The sequence below is a fragment of the Winogradskyella sp. PG-2 genome (assembly GCF_000828715.1).
Lineage (GTDB): Bacteria > Bacteroidota > Bacteroidia > Flavobacteriales > Flavobacteriaceae > Winogradskyella.
On record NZ_AP014583.1, the window covers coordinates 1884547 to 1905421 of the forward strand.

General features: G+C 32.1%; 16 protein-coding genes. All 16 read left to right on the plus strand.

The features are described 5' to 3' along the window. Nucleotides 1-717, plus strand: coding sequence for a LytR/AlgR family response regulator transcription factor (locus WPG_RS08435; protein ID WP_045471276.1), 717 nt, complete (start codon nucleotides 1-3; stop codon nucleotides 715-717). 819 nt (nucleotides 718-1536) lie between these two features. After that, nucleotides 1537-1923 (plus strand): PleD family two-component system response regulator, encoded by a 387-nt coding sequence (locus tag WPG_RS08440; RefSeq protein ID WP_045471278.1) that lies wholly within the window; start codon nucleotides 1537-1539, stop codon nucleotides 1921-1923. Between the two features lie 28 nt (nucleotides 1924-1951). Further along, a complete protein-coding gene (locus WPG_RS08445) occupies nucleotides 1952-3133 on the plus strand; it encodes a sugar transferase (RefSeq protein WP_045471280.1) in 1182 nt (393 codons plus the stop codon). A 217-nt stretch (nucleotides 3134-3350) separates the two neighbouring features. Beyond that, the gene (locus WPG_RS08450) at nucleotides 3351-4085 is read left to right on the plus strand and encodes a TolC family protein (RefSeq protein WP_045471282.1); all 735 of its coding nucleotides are present in this window, start codon (nucleotides 3351-3353) and stop codon (nucleotides 4083-4085) included. A gap of 18 nt (nucleotides 4086-4103) precedes the next feature. After that, nucleotides 4104-6428: a GumC family protein gene (locus WPG_RS08455; RefSeq protein ID WP_144374443.1), complete on the plus strand. Its 2325-nt coding sequence runs from the start codon at nucleotides 4104-4106 to the stop codon at nucleotides 6426-6428. Between the two features lies 1 nt (nucleotide 6429). Next, the gene (locus WPG_RS08460) at nucleotides 6430-7782 is read left to right on the plus strand and encodes a lipopolysaccharide biosynthesis protein (protein WP_045471286.1); all 1353 of its coding nucleotides are present in this window, start codon (nucleotides 6430-6432) and stop codon (nucleotides 7780-7782) included. Nucleotides 7783-8038: 256 nt separating this feature from the next. Beyond that, entirely contained in the window at nucleotides 8039-9526 is a 1488-nt protein-coding gene (locus tag WPG_RS08465; RefSeq protein ID WP_052471196.1) for an O-antigen ligase family protein, read from the plus strand. Further along, nucleotides 9523-10482 carry a phosphoribosyltransferase gene (locus WPG_RS08470; protein ID WP_045471288.1) on the plus strand — a complete coding sequence of 320 codons (960 nt, stop codon included), beginning with the start codon at nucleotides 9523-9525 and terminating at the stop codon, nucleotides 10480-10482. The genes WPG_RS08465 and WPG_RS08470 overlap by 4 nt, the downstream gene beginning before the upstream one ends. Nucleotides 10483-10515: 33 nt before the next feature. Next, nucleotides 10516-11730 (plus strand): glycosyltransferase, encoded by a 1215-nt coding sequence (locus WPG_RS08475; RefSeq protein WP_045471290.1) that lies wholly within the window; start codon nucleotides 10516-10518, stop codon nucleotides 11728-11730. Between the two features lie 5 nt (nucleotides 11731-11735). Continuing rightward, complete coding sequence (locus WPG_RS08480) at nucleotides 11736-12890, plus strand: glycosyltransferase family 4 protein (RefSeq protein WP_045471292.1); 1155 nt, start codon at nucleotides 11736-11738, stop codon at nucleotides 12888-12890. 2 nt (nucleotides 12891-12892) lie between these two features. Then, a complete protein-coding gene (locus WPG_RS08485; protein ID WP_045471294.1) occupies nucleotides 12893-14101 on the plus strand; it encodes a glycosyltransferase in 1209 nt (402 codons plus the stop codon). After that, a complete protein-coding gene (locus tag WPG_RS08490) occupies nucleotides 14101-14718 on the plus strand; it encodes an acyltransferase (RefSeq protein ID WP_045471295.1) in 618 nt (205 codons plus the stop codon). The genes WPG_RS08485 and WPG_RS08490 overlap by 1 nt, the downstream gene beginning before the upstream one ends. 255 nt (nucleotides 14719-14973) lie before the next feature. Further along, on the plus strand, nucleotides 14974-15543 hold the full coding sequence (locus WPG_RS08495) for a gluconate 2-dehydrogenase subunit 3 family protein (RefSeq protein ID WP_052471197.1): 570 nt from the start codon (nucleotides 14974-14976) through the stop codon (nucleotides 15541-15543). Between the two features lie 7 nt (nucleotides 15544-15550). Further along, nucleotides 15551-17236: a GMC oxidoreductase gene (locus WPG_RS08500; protein ID WP_084221638.1), complete on the plus strand. Its 1686-nt coding sequence runs from the start codon at nucleotides 15551-15553 to the stop codon at nucleotides 17234-17236. Then, nucleotides 17233-18279: a YncE family protein gene (locus tag WPG_RS08505; protein WP_045471297.1), complete on the plus strand. Its 1047-nt coding sequence runs from the start codon at nucleotides 17233-17235 to the stop codon at nucleotides 18277-18279. Before WPG_RS08500 ends, WPG_RS08505 begins: the two co-directional genes overlap by 4 nt. Nucleotides 18280-18459: 180 nt before the next feature. After that, nucleotides 18460-20670, plus strand: a complete 2211-nt coding sequence (locus WPG_RS08510) for an LruC domain-containing protein (protein ID WP_045471298.1) — start codon at nucleotides 18460-18462, stop codon at nucleotides 20668-20670. Nucleotides 20671-20875 lie beyond the last annotated feature (205 nt).

Consider the following 20875-nt stretch of genomic DNA (forward strand, 5'->3'; position numbering starts at 1 on the left):
ATGAATTGTATTATCATCGATGATGAAGCTACAGCAAGAGTAATTATTAGTCAATTGTGCACTAATATAGATAGCCTAAAAGTTTTAGAAGAATTTCCTAATGCAATGCAAGCCATTAAGTATTTAAATCAGAATGTCATTGATTTAATATTTTTAGATATTCATATGCCTGACTTTACAGGTTTCGATTTTATTGATACTATTAAGAATCCACCTAAAATTATTTTAACAACTTCTGATACAAACTTTGCAATTCAGGCATTTGGTTATGATTGTATTGTAGATTATTTAGTAAAGCCTATTACGCCTAAGCGTTTTCAAAAAGCGATTCATAAGGCAGAAGCGATTAAGCCAAGTATAGAATCATTAAAAGAAAATGTATCTGGCCAAGTAGAGACCAGTTCTGGTAATGATTTATATGTTAATATAGATAGGCGATTAATTAAAATAGATATACCAAGTATTTATTTAGTTGAGGCCAAAGGAGACTACATTCAAATTAAAACTGAGGATAAAAACTATACTGTACACTCAACACTTAAGAAAATTGAGGATAAACTACCGGACAGCTTATTTTTAAAAATACACCGTTCATACATTATCAATGTCGATAAAATTATTGATATAGAAGACAATAGTGTATTGATAAAGAAAGATGTAATTCCTGTAAGTCGTTCTAATAGACCAGAATTAATGAAACGTCTTAATTTATTGTAAACTATTCAAAGAAACATATTAGTCTCCTAACTACATGTTACGTTCATTCGACGAAAAATAATAAATTACCTTTGAATTAACTATATTTTTGAAGTAATAATCATATGTAATGGTTTTTAAAATTGATAGCTAATTTTAGGGCAAAAGATTTATCTTTTGCCTTTTTTGTTAAATGTAGTTATGTAACAATAGATGTATTTACTATTTGACGTCATAATAAAGTTAACTCACTTTTATTAAGACTTATCCATTGAATTTTATGGTTTAAGTATATTTTCCGAATTACTTTATCTAGCAGTTAATTCTGCACCGAACGATATATGAATTTACACTTTAAACCATTCGACGACAGTAATTAGTTATCCAACGTCTTATTACTTTATTTTAACGAATAAAAATTAAATCGTTTTTAATTAATGATAAATTTGAAAGATCAAGGTGGTGTAAAATTAAATTAGGTTAATATAAATGACGTACCCTTAATTAATACTAGAAAGGCAAAAGAGAAATCTTTTGTCTTTTTTATTTCTAAAACCATCCAATTAGGACATAATTTAAAGTGACTCATAATTGCGCATTTAAAATACGAATTAGTAATTTTTAATTAGAATGCTACATTAAAATCTAAATACTAATTGAATTCAAATGCTTAAATAACTTGACTCAGGTTAAGCTTACTTAAACTATGAATATTTTCATTTCGACTATACTGAATGTCTATCCGACGAAAAAAATAAAAATATAGTCAACTCTGAAAGTAAATTTGTAACATAAATTAACTATTAACAATAGGTCTAAAAGAATAATTAAAAAAATATAATGAAAAAAAAGATATTAGTAATTGATGATGAGTTAACAATGACAACTATGCTTGAGTTTTTTTTATCAAATAAATATGAAGTAAAAGCTGTTAACTCAGGTGAAGAAGCAGAAGCTTGGCTCGAAAAAAAAATACCTGATTTAATAATCAGTGATATTCAAATGAGCGAGATGGACGGTTTTACACTTTTACAAAACATAAGATTAAGAGGCTATACCAAGCATACACCAATCATTATGCTTTCAGGTAAACCAGAAAGTAAAGAGCGTATAAAATCCTACAGACTAGGTGCGCAGGATTATTTAACAAAACCATTCAACCCAGAAGAACTGGATGAAGTGGTTAAGAAGAATTTATACCCAATTCATTATAGTAACGTCTGGTAATTAAGAAATTAAAAAAATTTTTTGAACAATGAAAATACTATATATAGGCAGTTATACTCAAGATATACAAAGAATCAAAGAAGAGACTGAAACTTTAGTGATTCAATGTAGTAATGGCTTAAAAGCCATAGAGATTTTAAATACTCATGATGATATTTTGGCTATAATCTGTGAGTATAATTTACCTGAAAATAATGGGATAAACTTTTATAAGAAGCTTTTAAATGAAGAAATCTTATCAAAGAGACCATTCATTTTACTAGTTGAAGAGCATAATAATAGAATCTACAAGGAGGCATACAATAGTGGAATTGACGATTACTTTGTTGCTAATTCTACAAAAACAGAGCAAATTTTGATTAGAGCGAAACAATTATCTCATCGTTGTAAAGGTTTAAATTCAGCTAGTTCTGTTCAACCTGTAAAATATAAGTTCCCATTAACAAAGAGAGTTTTTGATGTTGTTATTGCTTCAATAATTTTATTATTGCTTTCGCCATTATTATTGATTACAATTATTGCTATCAGAATAGAGTCAAAAGGGAAGGTGTATTATATATCAAAACGCGTCGGCAGGAAAACGTTTGATTTTTATAAACTAAGATCAATGCGATCAGGATCAGATAAGCTCTTAAGTCAACTTGCTAAAGAGAAAAACCAATACAATAAGTCTGAAACCCAAACTAAAGTTAATTTAGAAGAAAAATGTCCTAGATGCGCTAAGCTACCAGCTGGGTATCATTGCTCTGCTGTAAAATATAATGAATTAGATAAGGTTTGTGATTATTGGCATACACACCAAAAACAAAAACAACAAAACAATAATTCAAGCTTTATCAAGATTATTGATGATCCTAGGATTACAAGATTAGGTAAAATAATTAGGAATACGAGTATTGATGAATTACCTCAACTCATAAATGTTATAAAAGGGGATATGTCTCTAGTAGGTAATAGACCACTGCCAGTATATGAGGCAGAGTTACTGACTCAAGATCAAAAGTCTAAACGTTTTTTAGCACCAGCAGGAATTACGGGGCTTTGGCAAGTAGAATTACGTGGAAAAGGAGGGGATATGTCTGAAGATGAACGTATATCTTTAGATAATCGTTATGCAGATTATTTTGCAGGTGACAACTACTCACTATGGTTAGACTTAAAGATTCTTTTTAGAACAGTTCCAGCATTATTTCAAAAAAGTACAGTATAATTTTTTTCAAAGTTACTTTTAGCTGCTATTTCATTTTGTTTAAATAGCGGTTTTTTTTATTTCTCTTCATTTTGCAGGACTGTAAAAATGTTTAATCAACAGGTACGTTTAATTCATCTACACTTAGCGTTCATCCATCGAAATATAACAGAATTTACTCTAGTGACATTGTAAGTTTGTTTTGAAGAAATACAATAACAGATAAATATTTTGAGCTATGACATATATTTCAAAAACTTTATTAAGCTTAATATTATTTGCGCTATTAAACGCTGTTGCTTACGCTCAAGATACAATAGTAGATAGTAAAAAGCCAGAATCTTTTAAACTATTAATACCAATGCTTAATGTTCTTATAGATTCGGCTTTAACAAACAACGGAATGCTTGGTTACAGGAAAAATGAAATTGAAGTGAAGAAAGCTAATCTTAAAGCAAAGCGCAGAAATTGGACAAGAAATTTTGGAATCCAAGCAGATACTAGGTATGGTACCTTTGACAATTTTTCTAATAATATTAGTGGTCCCAATACGGTAACTTTAGCAAGTACAACTACACAAACTAACTATGGTGTAGGCTTATACTTAAAAATTCCCGTATTTGATATTTTCAATAGAAAGTCTGATATAAAACAAGCAAAGGCTGAAATATCTCAAGCCGAAAGCTTGGTGGAATTTCAAGAATATGAAATTAGAGAAACAGTAATTAGATATTACGAAGATTTAGTTCTAAAGGAAAACTTGCTCGAAATTCAAGCCACCAACCTCAGTGATGCTAAGGTAAATAATGAAATGGCAAAAAAGGAGTTTACTAATGGGCAAATGGAAATATACGAGTACATAAGAATATCAGATATCACAGCTGGTGTAGCAACAGAATTTGAAAAAGCAAAGTCAAACTTACTTTTGGCGAAAAAGCTATTGGAGAATTACACGGGTGTGAAAATCAATTAATTTTATAAGCAAAAAACAATGAAACCTATTGATCTAATAAAACTGATATTAAAGCATAAGACGATTCTTATAGTAATGCCATTGATTTTTGGGGTATTAGCAGTGTCGATTACACTAAACCCAAAGAGAAGCTACTATTCCGATACCATGCTGTATACAGGCATAGCTTCGGGATCCTCCATAGAAATGGATAAAACGTTTAATTATCTAGCAGCTAATAATGCATTTGATAACCTTATTAACATCATTAAATCTAGAGACACGCAAGAAGAAGTTGCAATAAGATTATTAAGTCTACACTTGTCCTTAAAAGAGGCAAATCATAAGTTTATTTCAGAAGAAGCATATGAAGAACTACAGGCAATTCTTCCAGAAGATATTAAAAGCCATTTGTCCAATCAGATAAAACTTGAACAAGACGGCAATTTAAACTATGAAGCTACAGTGGCATACCTAACAGAAGTAATGCATAATGATAATTCTAATTTTGTGTATTCACTACTTAGTTTTCACCATAGATACTATTCTATTGAGGCAATTTCAAAAGTAAAAATAGAACGTATTTCTTCAAGTGATTTGGTAAAATTGAGTTATGAGGCAGATGATCCTGGAATTTGCCAACAAACACTAAAAATCTATATAGAGGTCTGCACCAAGATGTATAAGAACCTTAAAGAAAATGGTTCTGATGCTGTTGTAAAATACTTCGAAGAACAACTGATGTTGTCCGAAACGAAATTGAAGGCTATCGAGCAGAAGATGCTGAAATTCAATCAGGATAATAACATTATAAATTACTATGAGCAAAGTAAAGCGGTTGCTATAGTAAAAGAAGACATGGAAGTGGTCTATAAAAGAAACATGGCTCAATTAGCGGGTTCACAGGCTTCAATAAAACGTTTGGAGGAAAAATTGGCAATACAGGAACTTATTCAAGAAAAGAATAATGCTATTGTAGAAAGCAAAAAGCAATTGGGGGATCTGAACTATAAAATAGGTATGTATTCGGCTAAATCTAATGGAGATGAGCGTTCTATTCAAAACATAGAACAATTAAAAAAGCAGGTTCAAGCCCTTCAGAAAGAAATAAAAACTAATGTGGACGAGCTGTATTCGTTTCAAAATTCAACAGATGGTGTACCTATTAAAAAAGTATTGCCAGACTGGGTGGATAAAGTTGTTGAGACCGCAGACTTAAAAGCTAAGCTCTCGGTTATGGATACGCAGAATAAAGCCATAGAAAAACAATTTGCAACATATGCTCCAGCTGGTGCTAATTTAAAGCGAATAGAACGAGAAATAGAGGTAGTAGAACAAGAATATCTTGACATTTTACATGGTCTAAATCTAGCTAAGCTTAAGTTTCAAGATACACAACTGTCCAGTAATTTAACTGCTGTAGATCCGCCGTTTTATCCATTGAAGCCTATTCCTTCTAAACGAAAAATTATCATCGTTGCAATTGTACTAATTACTGGTGTTATTATCCTTGCATGCATTTTACTTATGGAAATATTTGACGATACATTAAAAAATGAAGAAAAAGCAAAAGAGATTTTAGAAATTCCATCTATGGGAATGATTCCTAAGCTTTTCAGAGCAAAGCCACATTTAGATTTAGTAAGAATGCAAGATCGTTTGATGGAGTTTATAATGCAGGATTTTAATAGAATATTCAAAGAGACGAGCATTACGAAGACACCTAAAATAATTACAATTTTTAGTACAAGAAATAATGAAGGTAAAAGCGTTATTGCTTCTAATATTGCTAAAAAATTAAAAGCGTCAGGAGATTCCGTTATGGTGTTAAACCACTCGAATGAAGATAGGTCTAAGACTAGTGTTTCTAGATCGGCCTGGTTATATAAATTCTTTGGTTATCAAGATCCAAGAATAGATTGTAACCATCCGTTCTTGTCTTCTGCAAATGATAATTTAAGTACCTCTGAATACAAAATATATAATGTGGACGAAGCTTATAAAGGAATTACGGATTATCAAGAATTTATGGTCAATGTGTCAGAAAATAACATTCGTAGCTTAGACCATATTTTAATCGAATTGCCAAATTTACTAGAGTTTAGCTACCCTTCAGAATTAATAGCAAATTCTGATTTAGTATTAATGGTTTGTCGTTCTAATAGATTATGGTCTAAGGCAGATAATAACATTCTGGATAATTTAAAAGCAATTGCGGGCGAAAAATTACAGTTTATTATTAACGGTGTTGAGATTAAGGAAGTGGAGACTGTTTTGGGTGAGTTGCCAAAGAAGCGTTCTAAGACTAGAATTAGATTAAAGAACATGTTCCGTTTTCAGTTCTACTCGAGTAGTCATATTTAAGATGAAGAAGCTGTTCAATAAAATAATCAGAGAAGATAATTTCTTGTCCTTATCAGGAAACCTAACTATCGCACTATTGGGTTTTGGTGGTTTTGCTTTACTAGCAAGAAGTTTAGAGACACAAGAATTTGCACAGTGGGTACTATTTATTTCTGGGGGATCGCTTGTTGAAATGCTTCGTTATGGAATTACCAATAATGGACTGGTAAGGTTTCTTTCGGGAGCCACAGAAAAGAATAGGGATCAGTTAATAGGAGCTAATGTACTTATTAGCTTATTGGCAACTTTGATTATAGCCATGTTGTTGGTTAGTGTTAAATTAATTTTTGGTGATGTTATTAATACATCTTCGTACGTGCTCTTTTTTAGCTGGTATCCAGTTCTGGCATTTGTAAACCTTCCGTTTAACAATGCGCTTGTAGTACAACAGGCAAAAATGAGGTACGACAAAATTTTAATTATTAAAGCATTAAATAGCGGGTTGTTCTTTAGCTTTTTGGTAGTGAATACTTTTGTTTTAAAATGTTCTGTCTTAGAGATTACCTTAGTGTTTTTGGGTGTAAATACAATCACTTCTTTGGTTTGTATAGGTAAATCCTGGGATGGTTTAAAGCTAATTATAAAAGCGACTAAAACAACACTAAAAACCTTATTGAACTTTGGAAAGTACAGCACGTTTACACTTATTGGAACAAACTTATTGCGTAATGCAGATATTTTAATTATTAGTGTAAGCCCTTTTGGAAGCACTGCCGTAGCCTTGTTTAGTATCCCGTTAAAACTAACTGAGATCCAGCAAATTCCTTTACGAAGTTTTACGGCAACAGCTTTTCCTAAAATGTCAAAAGCGAGTTTAGAGGGAAAAACAAATGATGTAAGAGTATTATTTAATACTTATTCAGGTGCATTAACCTATTTGTTTTTTGCCGTGTCTATAGGAACCTTTGTTTTTGCGGAAGCATTTGTAATTCTAATATCCGGATGTCAATATTTAGATACCAAGATAATGGGAATAGATATTGTAGCTATTGTGAGAATATTATCGGTTTATGGTTTATTGCTTCCTGTAGATAGAATGACAGGGATTGGTTTAGACAGTATCAATAGACCTAATATTAACGCCTTAAAAGTGGCCATAATGTTAGGTGCTAATATTGTTGGTGATTTGATAGCTATATATGTCTTCAAGTCCATCGAAATGGTTGCTGTTTCAACACTTGTATTTACAACTGTTGGGATTATAGTAGGTGCTTATTTCCTAAATAAGACATTTCGTGTTTCTCTATTGGAAATTTTTAAGAGCGGTCATGCATTTTATAAAAGCCTTTGGCGTCAATCAAAACAATTTATCTAAGAGTTTTAGGTTTAACTAACCGATAATAGTATTTTATTTAGAAGCTACGATTAGAGATTGTGGCTTTATATTTTGGTTCAAAGTATAGGTCTTCAGGAATACATTAAGAAAACTTAATAACATTCCCTTATCAATAATAGTTTTCTATTCGTCTACACTTAATGATTATTAGTCGAAATCTAGCCGACATCACTCGGTTTAGAATTTATGTTTGTAATGTAAAGCATTTAATACGTCAAGTTTTACTGAATAAACAATGGACATATTTAAAAATCATATTAACCCTTTTGAAAATAACTCGGGCTCAATGCGCGTAACCAAGCTCAGTAGTGCAATTATACTTTTTGCACTACTCACTGTCTTGGGATTTGTTATTGTTAAAACTAAGGTTACAGGGGTTGCATTTTGTGTTGGTTTGTTTTTTGTTGTAGCCTTAATATATGTCATATTTAAATCCCCTAAAATCGGAATCTATATTAGTATCATTCTAGGCTTTTTTGCAATAGGTGCTTCACGATATGTGGAAGCTCCATGGGGATTAACTATAGATGCTTTACTGGTATTAATATATATTGCTTTATTCTTTAAGGCATTTAGAGTGAAACTAGCATGGCATAAAGCCAAATCTAGTTTAACCCTATTAGTTAGCTTATGGATGGCCTATGTGTTATTACAATTAGGAAATCCAGAAGCATTGAGTAGAGAAGCTTGGTTTTATGCAATGAGAGGGGTTGGTCTCTACCAGTTTTTAGCAATTCCACTACTCTTTATGCTTTTTAATAAGCAAAAAGATTTAAATAACTTTTTCATTATTTGGGGAATTTTGTCATTATTAGGAACCTTAAAAGGAATACAGCAATTTCAGTTTGGAGTAGATCCTTTCGAACAGCGTTGGTTAGAGTTGGGTGGAGCAGAAACACACATCCTTTTTGGGAAGTTAAGGATTTTTTCATTTTACTCAGACGCTGGGCAATTTGGTGCCTCTCAAGCACATGCGGGTGTTGTTTTTGGAATTTTGGCACTGTTCAAAAAAACAAATCTTCGACTTAGATCCTTTTTTATAGCTGTTGCAATAGGCGGTTTTTTTGGCATGATGATATCTGGAACCAGAGGAGCTATTGCTGTGCCAGCTATTGGTGGATTTGTATTTTTAATACTCAGTAAAAACATTAAAATTCTCATTCTAGGGGGAATGTTAGTTGCAGCTGCATACATATTTTTTGCACATACCACTATAGGACAGGGAAACTACGAAATTAGAAGAATGCGTACTGCCTTCGATCCTAATGAGGCATCATTGCAAGTTCGTTTATCCAATCAAAGAAAACTTAAAGGATATCTAGCAACAAGGCCATTTGGTGGTGGGCTTGGTGCTACGGGAAACTGGGGATTGCGTTTTACACCTCAGAGCTTTTTAGCCAATACAGCAACAGATAGCTGGTATGTAATGATTTGGGCAGATACAGGTGTGGTTGGATTAGGGTATTATTTATTTATGTTGTTTTTTATTCTTGTTTCTGGAGCTCGAAATGTCATGTTCAAAATAAAGGATCACAATTTAAAAATACAGATAACAGCGATTACCTGTGGTATGGCCGGCATTATGATGGCCTCTTATGGTAATGGTGTTTTTGGGCAAATGCCGACGGGGATACTTATGTACGCAACCATGGTTTTTATGTTTGTTTCTCCCCAATTAGATAAAAATAAAGCATTAAAAACTTATAAAATAATGGATTTATGAATTACAGAAGTATTAGCGATTTAAACGAAACGATATTAAGAAATCTTCATTTGATATCTAGAGATATAGATTTGGTAGTAGGTGTACCAAGAAGTGGAATGTTACCCGCAAATCTATTAGGGTTATATCTTAATTTACCTTATACAGACATCCATTCATTTATTAATGGCTTCGTATATAAGGCAGGTGCTAGAAGACAATTTTTTGACAGTTTGGACTATAAGAATATATTGGTTGTAGATGATAGTATTGCTTCTGGTTCTGCATTGGCAGAGTGTAAGGAGAACTTAGCACATCTAACATCAAAATTCAATTTTAAGTATGCAGTAGTTTATGCTACGCCAGGCAAGGAAAACCTCGTGGATTATGCCTTAGAAACTGTAGCTACGCCGCGTTATTTTCAGTGGAACATCTTTAACCATTCTACTTTAGATAAAGCGTGTTTCGATATTGACGGTGTGCTATGTGAAGATCCAACTAATGAACAGAATGACGATGGACCAAAGTATGTCTCGTTTTTACTAAATGCGGTACCATTATACCTCCCAGGAAGTAAAATAGGAACATTAGTTACCTCTCGATTAGAGAAATATAGAGCTGAAACCGAAACTTGGTTAGAAAACCATAGAATTAAATACGAAAGACTTGTAATGCTAGACCTGCCAGATATGAAAGCTAGGCAAAAAGCCAATTGTCATGGCATTCATAAAGCCAATGAATATAAAAAGAGCAAGTATAATCTATTTGTGGAAAGTGATTTAAAGCAAGCCATAGAGATCAATAAGCTTACTAAGAAGCCTGTGTTTTGTACAGAAAACTTCAAGATGATTTACAATTCTCAGTCTCTTACTTATAATATAAAAAGTGGTAAATATCTGCCGTTTGTAAGAGAATTTGCTCTCAAATTAAGAACGGTAATTAATAAGTTTAAAAGTAGAGAATTAGCAGTTAAATAAAACGAATTATTCACTATCAAAAAAATAATTACCATGGAAACTATAATTCAGATATTTCAATATTTAGGGCAGGGTACAGAAATGATATTTGCTGTCTACTTTGCAGTATCAACTCTATATGTTTTAGTGTTTGCTTCTGCAGGACATTTCTATAAAAAGCGCAAGCAAAATACGGATGACAAGCTTAGTAAAATGGCCATATTTATTCCCGCTTACAAGGAAGATGCTGTTATTGTAGGTGTTGCAAAGAAAGCATTGTTACAACAATATCCACCAAGTTTTTATGATGTTATTGTTATTGCAGATTCATTACAATCTAAAACGCTAATAGAACTTCAAAAACTACCTATTAAAGTAGTAAAAGTAAGCTTTGAAAATAGTACCAAAGCGAAAGCCTTAAATGCCGCTATACAAGATTCGGATAAAGATTACGATTATGCTATAATACTTGATGCGGATAATATTATGGAGTCTCATTTTTTAATGAAAATGAATACGGCTTTTCAGAATGGTTTTCGTGTAGTACAAGCGCATAGAAAAGCAAAAAATCAAAACACTTCTTTTGCTATTTTAGATGCGGCTAGCGAAGAAATAAACAATCATATTTACAGAAGAGGACATCGTGCTTTAGGATTATCTTCAGGGTTAATTGGTTCGGGTATGGGCTTTGATTACAAAATATTTGAGTCCATTATGAAAAAGATTACAGCTATTGGGGGATTCGATAAAGAGCTTGAGTTTAAATTGGCTCAAAAGAATATTTCTATAGAATATCTTCAAGATACTGTTGTTTTAGACGAGAAAGTTCAGAAGTCAACAGACTTTTCAAAACAAAGAAGACGTTGGTTGGCTACTCAGTTTGTATATCTAAAAAGATATTATAAATCTGGATTAAGAGCGCTTTTTTCAAGTGGTAATGTAAACTTATTTGATAAGGTTTTTCAGATGATAGTACCACCTAGAATTTTATTGCTTGGAATAACAATTATAACTGCACTTGTTTATTGCCTGTTAGATTTTGGATTAAATATTAAAACCTACGTATCTAGCTTCGTCTGGGTAGTAAATCTTACGCTTTTGGTTGTAGCTTTTGTATTAGCACTTCCAAGATCGTTTTACAATACCGCAACTTTGAAAGCAATGGCTTCTATGCCTTCTGCTTTTCTAAGGATGTTCTGTCTGCTTTTTAACTTAAAGGGAGCTAACACAAAATTTATTCATACATCACACGGTGTAATTAAAAGATAAGGAAAATGAGAATTGGTATAGAGGCACAGCGTTTATTTCGTCTGCAGAAGCATGGTATGGAAAGGGTTGCTCTTGAGTTAATTAAAAACTTACAAGTGTTAGACAAGGAGAATGAGTATTTCATCTTTGTAAAACCAGATGTCGATAACAAGGTTATCTCCAGTACTGATAATTTTCATATCGTTGAGGTTGAAGGTGGAGCATATCCTATTTGGGAACAATTCAAACTGCCTAAATTGGCTAAAGCTTACAACTGTGATGTTCTACATTGTACAAGTAATACAGCGCCTTTGGCTTTGAAAATACCATTGGTAACTACGCTCCATGATATTATTTTTAAAGAAAGAAGTGTACTAGAACAATTGACAAGTAGCGCTTCTTGGTATCAAAAAATAGGAAATCTTTACAGAAGATTAATTGTTAACAGCATAGTTAAGAAGAGCGAGCGACTTATCACGGTATCTAACTTTGAAAGACAAAATATTTCTAAAATTTATAAGTTAGACAATAACAAAATACAAACAGTATATAATGGTGTTAATGAGTACTTTAAAGCTGTAATTGATAACAAAACAAAGGCAAAAGTTAAACAGAAATATAATTTGCCAGAGCACTTCTTGTTGCATCTAGGAAACACAGATCCTAGAAAAAATACAGCACGTGTTTTAAAAGCCTTTTACATGTATATTTACGAATTTACAGAAGATTTAAAGTTAGTTCTTGTTGGTCTTAATCAAGCAAAACTAAGTACGATCTTAAAGTCTATTGACTTAGAAAAAGAGTTAAGTGATAAAATAATACTTACAGGGTATGTTGCAGACAAAGACTTACCAGTATTATTTGGTCTGTCCGAGTTATTTTTATTTCCTTCATTACGAGAAGGCTTCGGTATTCCAATTATCGAAGCAATGGCTTGTGGAACTCCTGTGATTACTTCAAATACATCCTCTATGCCTGAAGTTGCAGGTGATGCGGCTTGTCTGGTAAATCCAAACAGTACAGAAAACATTTATGAAGCTATAGTAAAAGTACGTTCGGATAAAAATTATAAAGAACAGCTAACTGAAAAGGGATTTACAAGGTATACCAAATTTACTTGGGAAAATACCGCAAAAAAGGTCTTGGGAATTTATCAGAGGTTTAACCACAACAATATATAGAAATGACTATAAGAGGAAAAGATATAGTAATAGTAGGAATTCAACCGTGGGATATTGAAATAGGCAGTAACTGTAAAAACATTGCTACAGAATTCGCTAAGCAAAATAGAGTGCTTTATGTAAATCCACCGTTAGACAGGATTACTAGATATAAGCAAAGGCAAAAGGAGACGATTCAAAAGCGAATAAATATTTCTAAAGGCTATCTACCAGATATTGAGAAAATTGAGTTGAACTTATGGAACCTATACCCAAAGAACATCGTAGAATCTATAAACTGGATTAATTCTCATCAGATATATATGTTTTTAAATAAGCGAAACGCAAAATTATTTGCTGACAATATTAAAGATGCGGTTAATCGCTTAGGTTTTAAAGATGTTTTGTTGTTCAATGACAGCTCAATGTTTTTAGGACTTCACTTAAAAGAACTATTACAACCAAAGTTGTATACTTACTATGTTAGGGATAACCTGGTTAAAGTACCCTATTGGAAAAAACATGGCGAGCGTATTGAGCCCATGATGATCGAGAATGCAGATGTTATCGTGAATAATTCAGAATACTATGTAGACTATAGTTCAAAGTATAACAAGAATAGTATTATGGTTGGGCAAGGCTGCGATGTTAGCATGTTTAACGATACAAATAATAGTATTGAAGTACCAGAAGAATTCAATGTAATTCAAGGACCTGTAATTGGCTACGTAGGGTCCCTTACGACATTGCGATTGGATATAGAATTATTAGAGTTTATTGCATCACAGAGATCGGATTGGAATATTGTTCTTGTTGGTCCAGAAGATGAAGATTTTAAACAATCTAATTTACATCAGTTACAGAATGTATTCTTTCTTGGGAACAAACCGGCAGACCAATTGGCATCTTATATCAAAGGCTTTGATGTAGCTGTTAATCCTCAGGTGGTTAATGAAATTACTATAGGAAATTATCCTAGAAAAATAGACGAATACTTAGCTATGGGAAAACCTGTAGTGGCTACAGAAACAAAGGCAATGCAGATGTTTAAGGACTTTGTTTATTTAGGAGAAACAAAAGAAGACTATATTTCGCTTATCGATAAAGCCTTAACAGAGCATTCAAAAACCAATGTAAAAGTACAAATAAACTTTGCTAATAAGCATACTTGGACAAATAGCGTAAATTATATTTACACGGCTATGGAATCAACTTTAAAACAACTACAGTGATGGAAATAGCAGCAAAAATAAAATCAAACAGCAAATTAAAAAGATTAGCGCACTGGTCAATCTTAATCCCCAATCAAGCCAGACCAAGGTTATGGATAAAATGGTTTGTAAACCCATTTATCCACAAAAGAGGAAAAGGATCTTGTATAAGAAGACGAACCAGATTGGATGTAGTGCCCTGGAATAAATTCAGTCTTGGTCAAGCGTCAACCATTGAAGATTTTTCAGCAGTAAATAATGGTGTAGGAGATGTTATCATTGGTAATAGGACAAGAATAGGTTTAAGTAATACCATAATCGGACCAGTAAATATTGGAAATGATGTAAGACTGGCGCAGAATGTTGTGCTTTCTGGATTAAATCATAATTACGCAGAGATCGATAGTCCAATTCATGAGCAGGGAGTTTCTACTAAGCCCATTATTATTGAAGATGAATCTTGGATTGGAGCTAATGTTGTCATCTTACCAGGTGTTACGATAGGCAAGCATTCAATTGTTGCGGCAGCAAGTGTAGTTACAAAAGATATCCCTAAATATACCTTAGCTGCAGGCAACCCTGCTAAAGTATTAAAGAAATACAATTTTGAAACTCAAGAATGGGAAAAGTTAAGTTGAAAGCAAGAATAACTCAAAATACGAATTTTTAAATTCCTATTAGGTAAAAATTTGAGACGTATTATACTCAATTGTTTACAACTAACGCATCATGAGGTTGATAGAATAAAGATTGAACTTTAATTGAAATTTTAATAATAAACATTGGGTTACACTAAATGATTTCTACTGAAGCTTCATTTAGAATAAATCATGTAATGAGATGGAAATTAGATTTTGATTCTCGTTAGAATAAAAAATTAGAAAACATAGAATATGAAAAGAAGAGATGTATTAAGAGGATTTTTTGGATTTACAGTTATAGGTTTGTCTTCTTATTATGGAACGAACTATTTTTTTAGAGATTCCACTTCAAATTTAAAAGACATCAGAAAATATTCAAGTCTCATTGCCGAATTAGTTGAAGTAATTATTCCGATATCAGATACTCCTAGCGCAAAAGATGCACAAGTCCATAATTTCATAATTAGTTATTTAGAGAATTGTGCTAGCCGCAAAGAATATAAAAATTTCATGAATGGATTAAATGATATTGAGTCTGAGAGTAAGACTAGATTTAATGAATTATACAAGGATTGTAGAGTAGATCAAAAGTATTTGCTTTTAAAAGAATTAGACGATTCTTCAAACAATTCTTTAATAAAGAAGATTAGTAATAAAATTATGGGAAGATCTTTTTTTGATTTGCTTAAATCCTTAACTATTGAGGGATATTGTACCTCGGAGGTGGGTGCAACAAAATTTCTGAGATATCAGCCTGTTCCAGGTAATTATGAGGCCATAACTAATATTAGAAAAAATCAAAAAGCTTGGGCAACAAAATAAAATTATGATGATAAATATGTCTGAAGAAAATACATTCGATGCTATTGTAGTTGGTTCTGGTATAAGTGGAGGTTGGGCAGCAAAGGAATTAACGGAAGCAGGATTAAAAACTATTGTTCTTGAAAGGGGGCGAAATGTTGAGCACATTAAGGATTATCCAACAGCGAATACGCATCCCTGGGAATTTAAGAATAGATCTCATTTGAATAAAAAGGAGATATCGGAAAGGCCCATACAGAGCAGTCATTGTGATGACACTAACAAGCATTTTTTTGTAAAGGATATTGAGCATCCATATATTGAAGAGAAACCATTTAAATGGATAAGAGGTTATCAGGTTGGGGGAAGATCTTTAACCTGGGGTAGGCAATGTTATCGTTGGTCTGATTTAGATTTTGAAGCCAATAAAAAAGATGGTTATGGAATAGATTGGCCAATTAGATATAAGGATTTAGAAAAATGGTATGATTATGTTGAACAATATGTAGGAATTAGTGGAGATTACGATAATTTACCTCATTTACCAGATGGAGTTTTTTTGCCACCTATACCAATGAATGTAATAGAAAAGCATCTAAAAAAGTGTCTTGATGAAAAATATACAGATAGGAAGGTGATTACCGGCAGAGTCGCAAATTTAACTGAATTTAAAAAAGGTCGTGGTAAATGTGTTTATCGAAATATGTGTAGTAGAGGATGTCTTTTTTCAGGATATTTTAGCAGTAATTCAAGTACTTTAAAGGACGCTAAAATCACTGGTAATTTAACAATTAGGCCTTACTCAATTGTAAAAGAGGTTATATATGATGAAGATAAGAAGAGAGCCATCGGCGTTGTTGTTATTGACAAAGAAACAAAAGAAGAATTAAGGTTTTTTTCTAAAATTATATTTTTAAATGCATCTACAATAGCAACTACTGCAATTTTATTGAATTCTATTTCTAAGTCATTTCCTGAGGGACTCGGTAATTCAAGTGGTCAATTAGGTCATAATTTAATGGATCATGTAATTAATGAAGGCACTTACGGTATACATGAAGGATTTATAGATAAATATTATGAAGGTAGATCTCCAGGGACTATTTATATACCTAGATTTCAGAATGTTAGTAAAAAGACAAAAAATAAAGAGTTTTTAAGAGGTTACGGTATTCAGGGTAAGGGAGAAAGAGAAAACTGGAGGTCAAAATCTAGTCCAGGGATAGGTCTAGAGTTAAAAAAGGCTTTGCAATATCCTGGGAAATGGAAGATTTCTTTGGGAGGTAGAGGAGAAGTTTTACCATATTTTGAAAATAAGATTTCTTTAGATTTTGATAAAAAAGATCAATGGGGAATTCCCTTGGTAAAAATCAATTTTAAGTATGGTGATAATGAAATTGCTATGATGAAACATATGACAAAGGCAAGTGAAGAAATATTATTGAATTCTGGCTTTAATAAAGTTCAAAGCTACAGGTCAAGCCCCACCCCAGGTTCAGCTGTGCATGAAATGGGTACGGCTCGAATGGGTAGAAATCCAGAATCATCGGTGTTAAATAAGCATAATCAAATGCACGATGTTAAAAACGTATTTATTACCGATGGTAGTTGTATGACATCATCAGGTTGTCAAAACCCATCTTTAACTTATATGGCTTTAACAGCTAGAGCTTGCAATTATGCTGTAAATCAAATAAAGAAAGGTAGATTATGAAAACAATAAAACATGCAATCATAACTGTAGGTTTAGGCTTCTTCGTAATTATAGTAATAATTCTAATTTCTAGAAGACCCATTTATTCAATACAGGCATCAGGTAAATTAGTAATAGTAAATAAACTAAGTAGTAGTATAATTATCTTTAATTTAAAAGAAGGCAAAAGAATATCAGAGATACCTGTAGAAATTGAACCTCATGAAGTTATATCTTTAAAAAACAAGAATGAATTTGCTATAACCAATTATGGTGCTCCTCATGTCGTAGGTGAAAGCATTTCTATTGTAAATGCCAAAACTTCACAAATAGAAAAAACGATAGATTTAGAAAAAAGTCCTCGACCTCATGGAATTACAAGAGCGTTAAATTCAAATAACGTGGTAGTTGTGACCGATATTGGGAATGAACTATTAGTTGTTAATACTCAAACAGGAAATATTGAAAAAAGAATCTCGACAGAACAAGAGCTAAGTCATATGGTTGTTCTACATCCCCATAAATCTTTAGCCTATGTAACCAATATAAATTCTGGTTCAGTCAGTGTAATTGACCTTGATATGGAAAAGGTTATTCAAATTATTTATTGTGGATCAGGGGCTGAAGGTATTGATATTACACCTGATGGGAGAGAGCTTTGGGTTACGAATAGTAAAGAAAATACAATTTCTGTTATCGATACTCGAACTAACCAAGTGTTAGAATTATTAAAAACTGGAAATGAAGCATTGCGGTTAAAATTTTCTGTTGATGGGAAATATTGTTTAGTTCCAAATTCAAAGGATGGAACGATAAGGGTTTATAATCAAAAAACAAAAAAACAAATAAAGATTATAAATGTTCCTGGTAAGAAAAACATAATTGATAGAATACTATATCATACTCCAAGGCCTGTTGGTATTTTAATGCACCCTAATGGGAACTATGCATTTGTTGCAAATTCTAATGCGGATAAGGTTGAAGTAATTGATATGAAAACGTTTGAAATTGTCAGTAAAATAGGAACAGAAAGAGTGCCTGATGGACTAGCCTTTATGGAATAATATTATTGTTTTAAATAGTTATCAACATCAAAAAAGGATGCAATTGTAAGAAGTGGTCCAAAATTTAGTCTACAGTAAGTAGCATTTCAACATTAGAAATTAGGATTTAAAAGAAAACCTACTCTAAACTTCATTTTTTAAAAATAGATTTATCATTCTATTAACTTAATTAAGATAAAAATGAGAAAGTATTTATTAATTTTCATTCTTTTGACGCCTATTATTTTTAGTTGTACGAAAGAATTTCAAGAAGAAGCTGCAGATTTTACAGATGAAAATCAAGATGAGACGACTTCATTAATTGTGCCTGATGGTCATGATCTAAGACCAGTCAATCTTCAAAATGCAACCATAATTTTGTCTGACGAATCTATTGCAGACATGGCTAAAATTAGAGTTTATAAAATTGAAGGTGAAACCAATAAATTATTATTCGAAGGAGCAGTTGAAAAAAATCAATCGTTAAATAAACAATTTTTAATACCAAACCATACTGAAACGGTGTTAATTGAAGCAGACCTTGCAACAAACACAAGACAATATTACATTTCACCAGACCAATTAGAAAATCTTATTTTAACAGATAATATTGTAGAAGAAGAAAGTGAAGAGACAGGAAAGTCTTTTTCTTCGGACGATCCGCCAAGTTGGAATTGTAATAACTATTCTGAGTTTAATGGAAGCGATGGGGGGAATTATAAAATAACTGGTAACTCGACACAAGGGGTAAATATTAATTCTAATACCAAAATTTATATTTGTAGTGGAGGTTCATGGACCCCATCTTATTTAAATGATAATTCGAGTAAATTAACAATATATGTAGGTCAAGGGGGGACTTTAAATCTATCAGGTACTATAAATTCAAAAATTTATAATGAGGGTACTTTTAATGGAGTAAATGCAAATATTGCTGAGGATTTTGATAACTGGGGATTAACTAATATTACTGGAAATCTTTCTGTATCCGATCATGTTCAGAATTTTGGTGGAACTATAAACATCACCGGTAACTTCAACAATAATGAACATTTTAAAAATGAGGGGGGATCAGTTATTATTGCGGGTCACGTAACGCTTTCAGATAAATTTGATAATAAAGAAGGTTCAGAATTGATTGTTTCTGGAAATTTCATTGTAAATGACGGTAAATTTAAAAACTATTGTTATACCACAATTTCAGGGACAGTAATAAATAATGATGAAGTAGAGTTTAAGAATGCATCATATACGCTCATTACAGGGGCATTCATGAACAATTCAAATAAAGAAGTTAAAGTCAAAGAAGGTTCTATATTTAAATGCGCAAGCATTATTTCAAGTGGCAATATTAAAGGTGATCATGCTTATTCTATAATTGAAACTGGCGCTATAACATTCAATGGTGGTAAGAAATTTAAAGGAGAGCTAGATATATGTTCTAACAGCTATACCAGTTCTATCGGAGATAATGATGTGATTAATACATGTTCTACGTTTATATCATCAAACTCATGCTCGCCTGGTTACAACAATATGGTTGATAATGATGGAGATGGAAGTGAAGGAGGCGTTGACGTTGACGATAATAACCCTGATATAGCAACTTATAATTATCCTCAAGGACAAGGTTTGTATTTTACATCTGTCTATGAAGATTTATACCCTTGTCAAGGAGATTATGATTTTAATGATTTAGTCAATAATTACAGTTATAAGGAAGGATTGAATAATGGGGATAACAACGACGGTCAAAATACTTATATCACAACTATTGAATTTAATTATAAGTTCCCTGCATTAGGAGGCGGTTTTAATAATGGTTTTGTATTAAGGGTAATAGATGGCGACAACGATGCTGTACTAACCTTAGATGCTTCAGATAGTTACGAATCAAGTCACATTACAAGATTACATGACAATAATAACGGCACCACCCTATTTGTATTTGCAAATCTTAAATCTATTTATGTCGATAATCCCGATGCTATAATTAATAGCGTACAAATAGACTACGCAAATATTCCAGTAATTTCTGGTACTGTAACTAAATTAAATGGTGCTTATGATGAATTTTTATTGAGAGATGGTGTGTCAGGGCAGGAAATACATCATTTATATAACACAATTCATATCAATTATCCAGCTTTGAATTTACCATCTATGTTTAATGATGACAGTAATTTTTCTGAGTGCGATGACTTGTCAACTGGTAGTAATTTATTTGTCAATGCTAATGGTTTCCCATGGGCACTTAACGACTTGCCAATTGATTGGCCATGGCCAAAGGAGAATACAACCATTCTAGAAGCTTATCCAAATTTTGATGATTTCGTTACTTCAAATCCAGATTTAGATTGGTACTCCGACATTAACGGTAATAGAAATAATTCTAAACTAATTTTTAACTAGAAATTAATAGTTAGTTGATTAAAAAGTCGCTCAAAGATTGGTAAAGCAAATAATCTAGAGCGGCTTTTTATCTGAAAGTATTTTAGCCATTTTAAATTGAGTTTATGACCCTTTATACGCACTTTTTAGATCATTTTTCATTTATCTACATTAAATGGCTAACTAACTCTCAAAAGCAGCTAGTGAAAGAAAAAAATAAAATTTA

Coding starts and splice junctions, on each gene's coding strand:
- WPG_RS08435 (WP_045471276.1), top strand. CDS start 1: ATGAATTGTATTATCATCGATGATGAAGCTACAGCAAGAGTAATTATT.
- WPG_RS08470 (WP_045471288.1), top strand. CDS start 9,523: ATGAATTACAGAAGTATTAGCGATTTAAACGAAACGATATTAAGAAAT.
- WPG_RS08485 (WP_045471294.1), top strand. CDS start 12,893: ATGACTATAAGAGGAAAAGATATAGTAATAGTAGGAATTCAACCGTGG.
- WPG_RS08440 (WP_045471278.1), top strand. CDS start 1,537: ATGAAAAAAAAGATATTAGTAATTGATGATGAGTTAACAATGACAACT.
- WPG_RS08490 (WP_045471295.1), top strand. CDS start 14,101: ATGGAAATAGCAGCAAAAATAAAATCAAACAGCAAATTAAAAAGATTA.
- WPG_RS08500 (WP_084221638.1), top strand. CDS start 15,551: ATGATAAATATGTCTGAAGAAAATACATTCGATGCTATTGTAGTTGGT.
- WPG_RS08495 (WP_052471197.1), top strand. CDS start 14,974: ATGAAAAGAAGAGATGTATTAAGAGGATTTTTTGGATTTACAGTTATA.
- WPG_RS08465 (WP_052471196.1), top strand. CDS start 8,039: ATGGACATATTTAAAAATCATATTAACCCTTTTGAAAATAACTCGGGC.
- WPG_RS08460 (WP_045471286.1), top strand. CDS start 6,430: ATGAAGAAGCTGTTCAATAAAATAATCAGAGAAGATAATTTCTTGTCC.
- WPG_RS08455 (WP_144374443.1), top strand. CDS start 4,104: ATGAAACCTATTGATCTAATAAAACTGATATTAAAGCATAAGACGATT.
- WPG_RS08505 (WP_045471297.1), top strand. CDS start 17,233: ATGAAAACAATAAAACATGCAATCATAACTGTAGGTTTAGGCTTCTTC.
- WPG_RS08475 (WP_045471290.1), top strand. CDS start 10,516: ATGGAAACTATAATTCAGATATTTCAATATTTAGGGCAGGGTACAGAA.
- WPG_RS08480 (WP_045471292.1), top strand. CDS start 11,736: ATGAGAATTGGTATAGAGGCACAGCGTTTATTTCGTCTGCAGAAGCAT.
- WPG_RS08510 (WP_045471298.1), top strand. CDS start 18,460: ATGAGAAAGTATTTATTAATTTTCATTCTTTTGACGCCTATTATTTTT.
- WPG_RS08445 (WP_045471280.1), top strand. CDS start 1,952: ATGAAAATACTATATATAGGCAGTTATACTCAAGATATACAAAGAATC.
- WPG_RS08450 (WP_045471282.1), top strand. CDS start 3,351: ATGACATATATTTCAAAAACTTTATTAAGCTTAATATTATTTGCGCTA.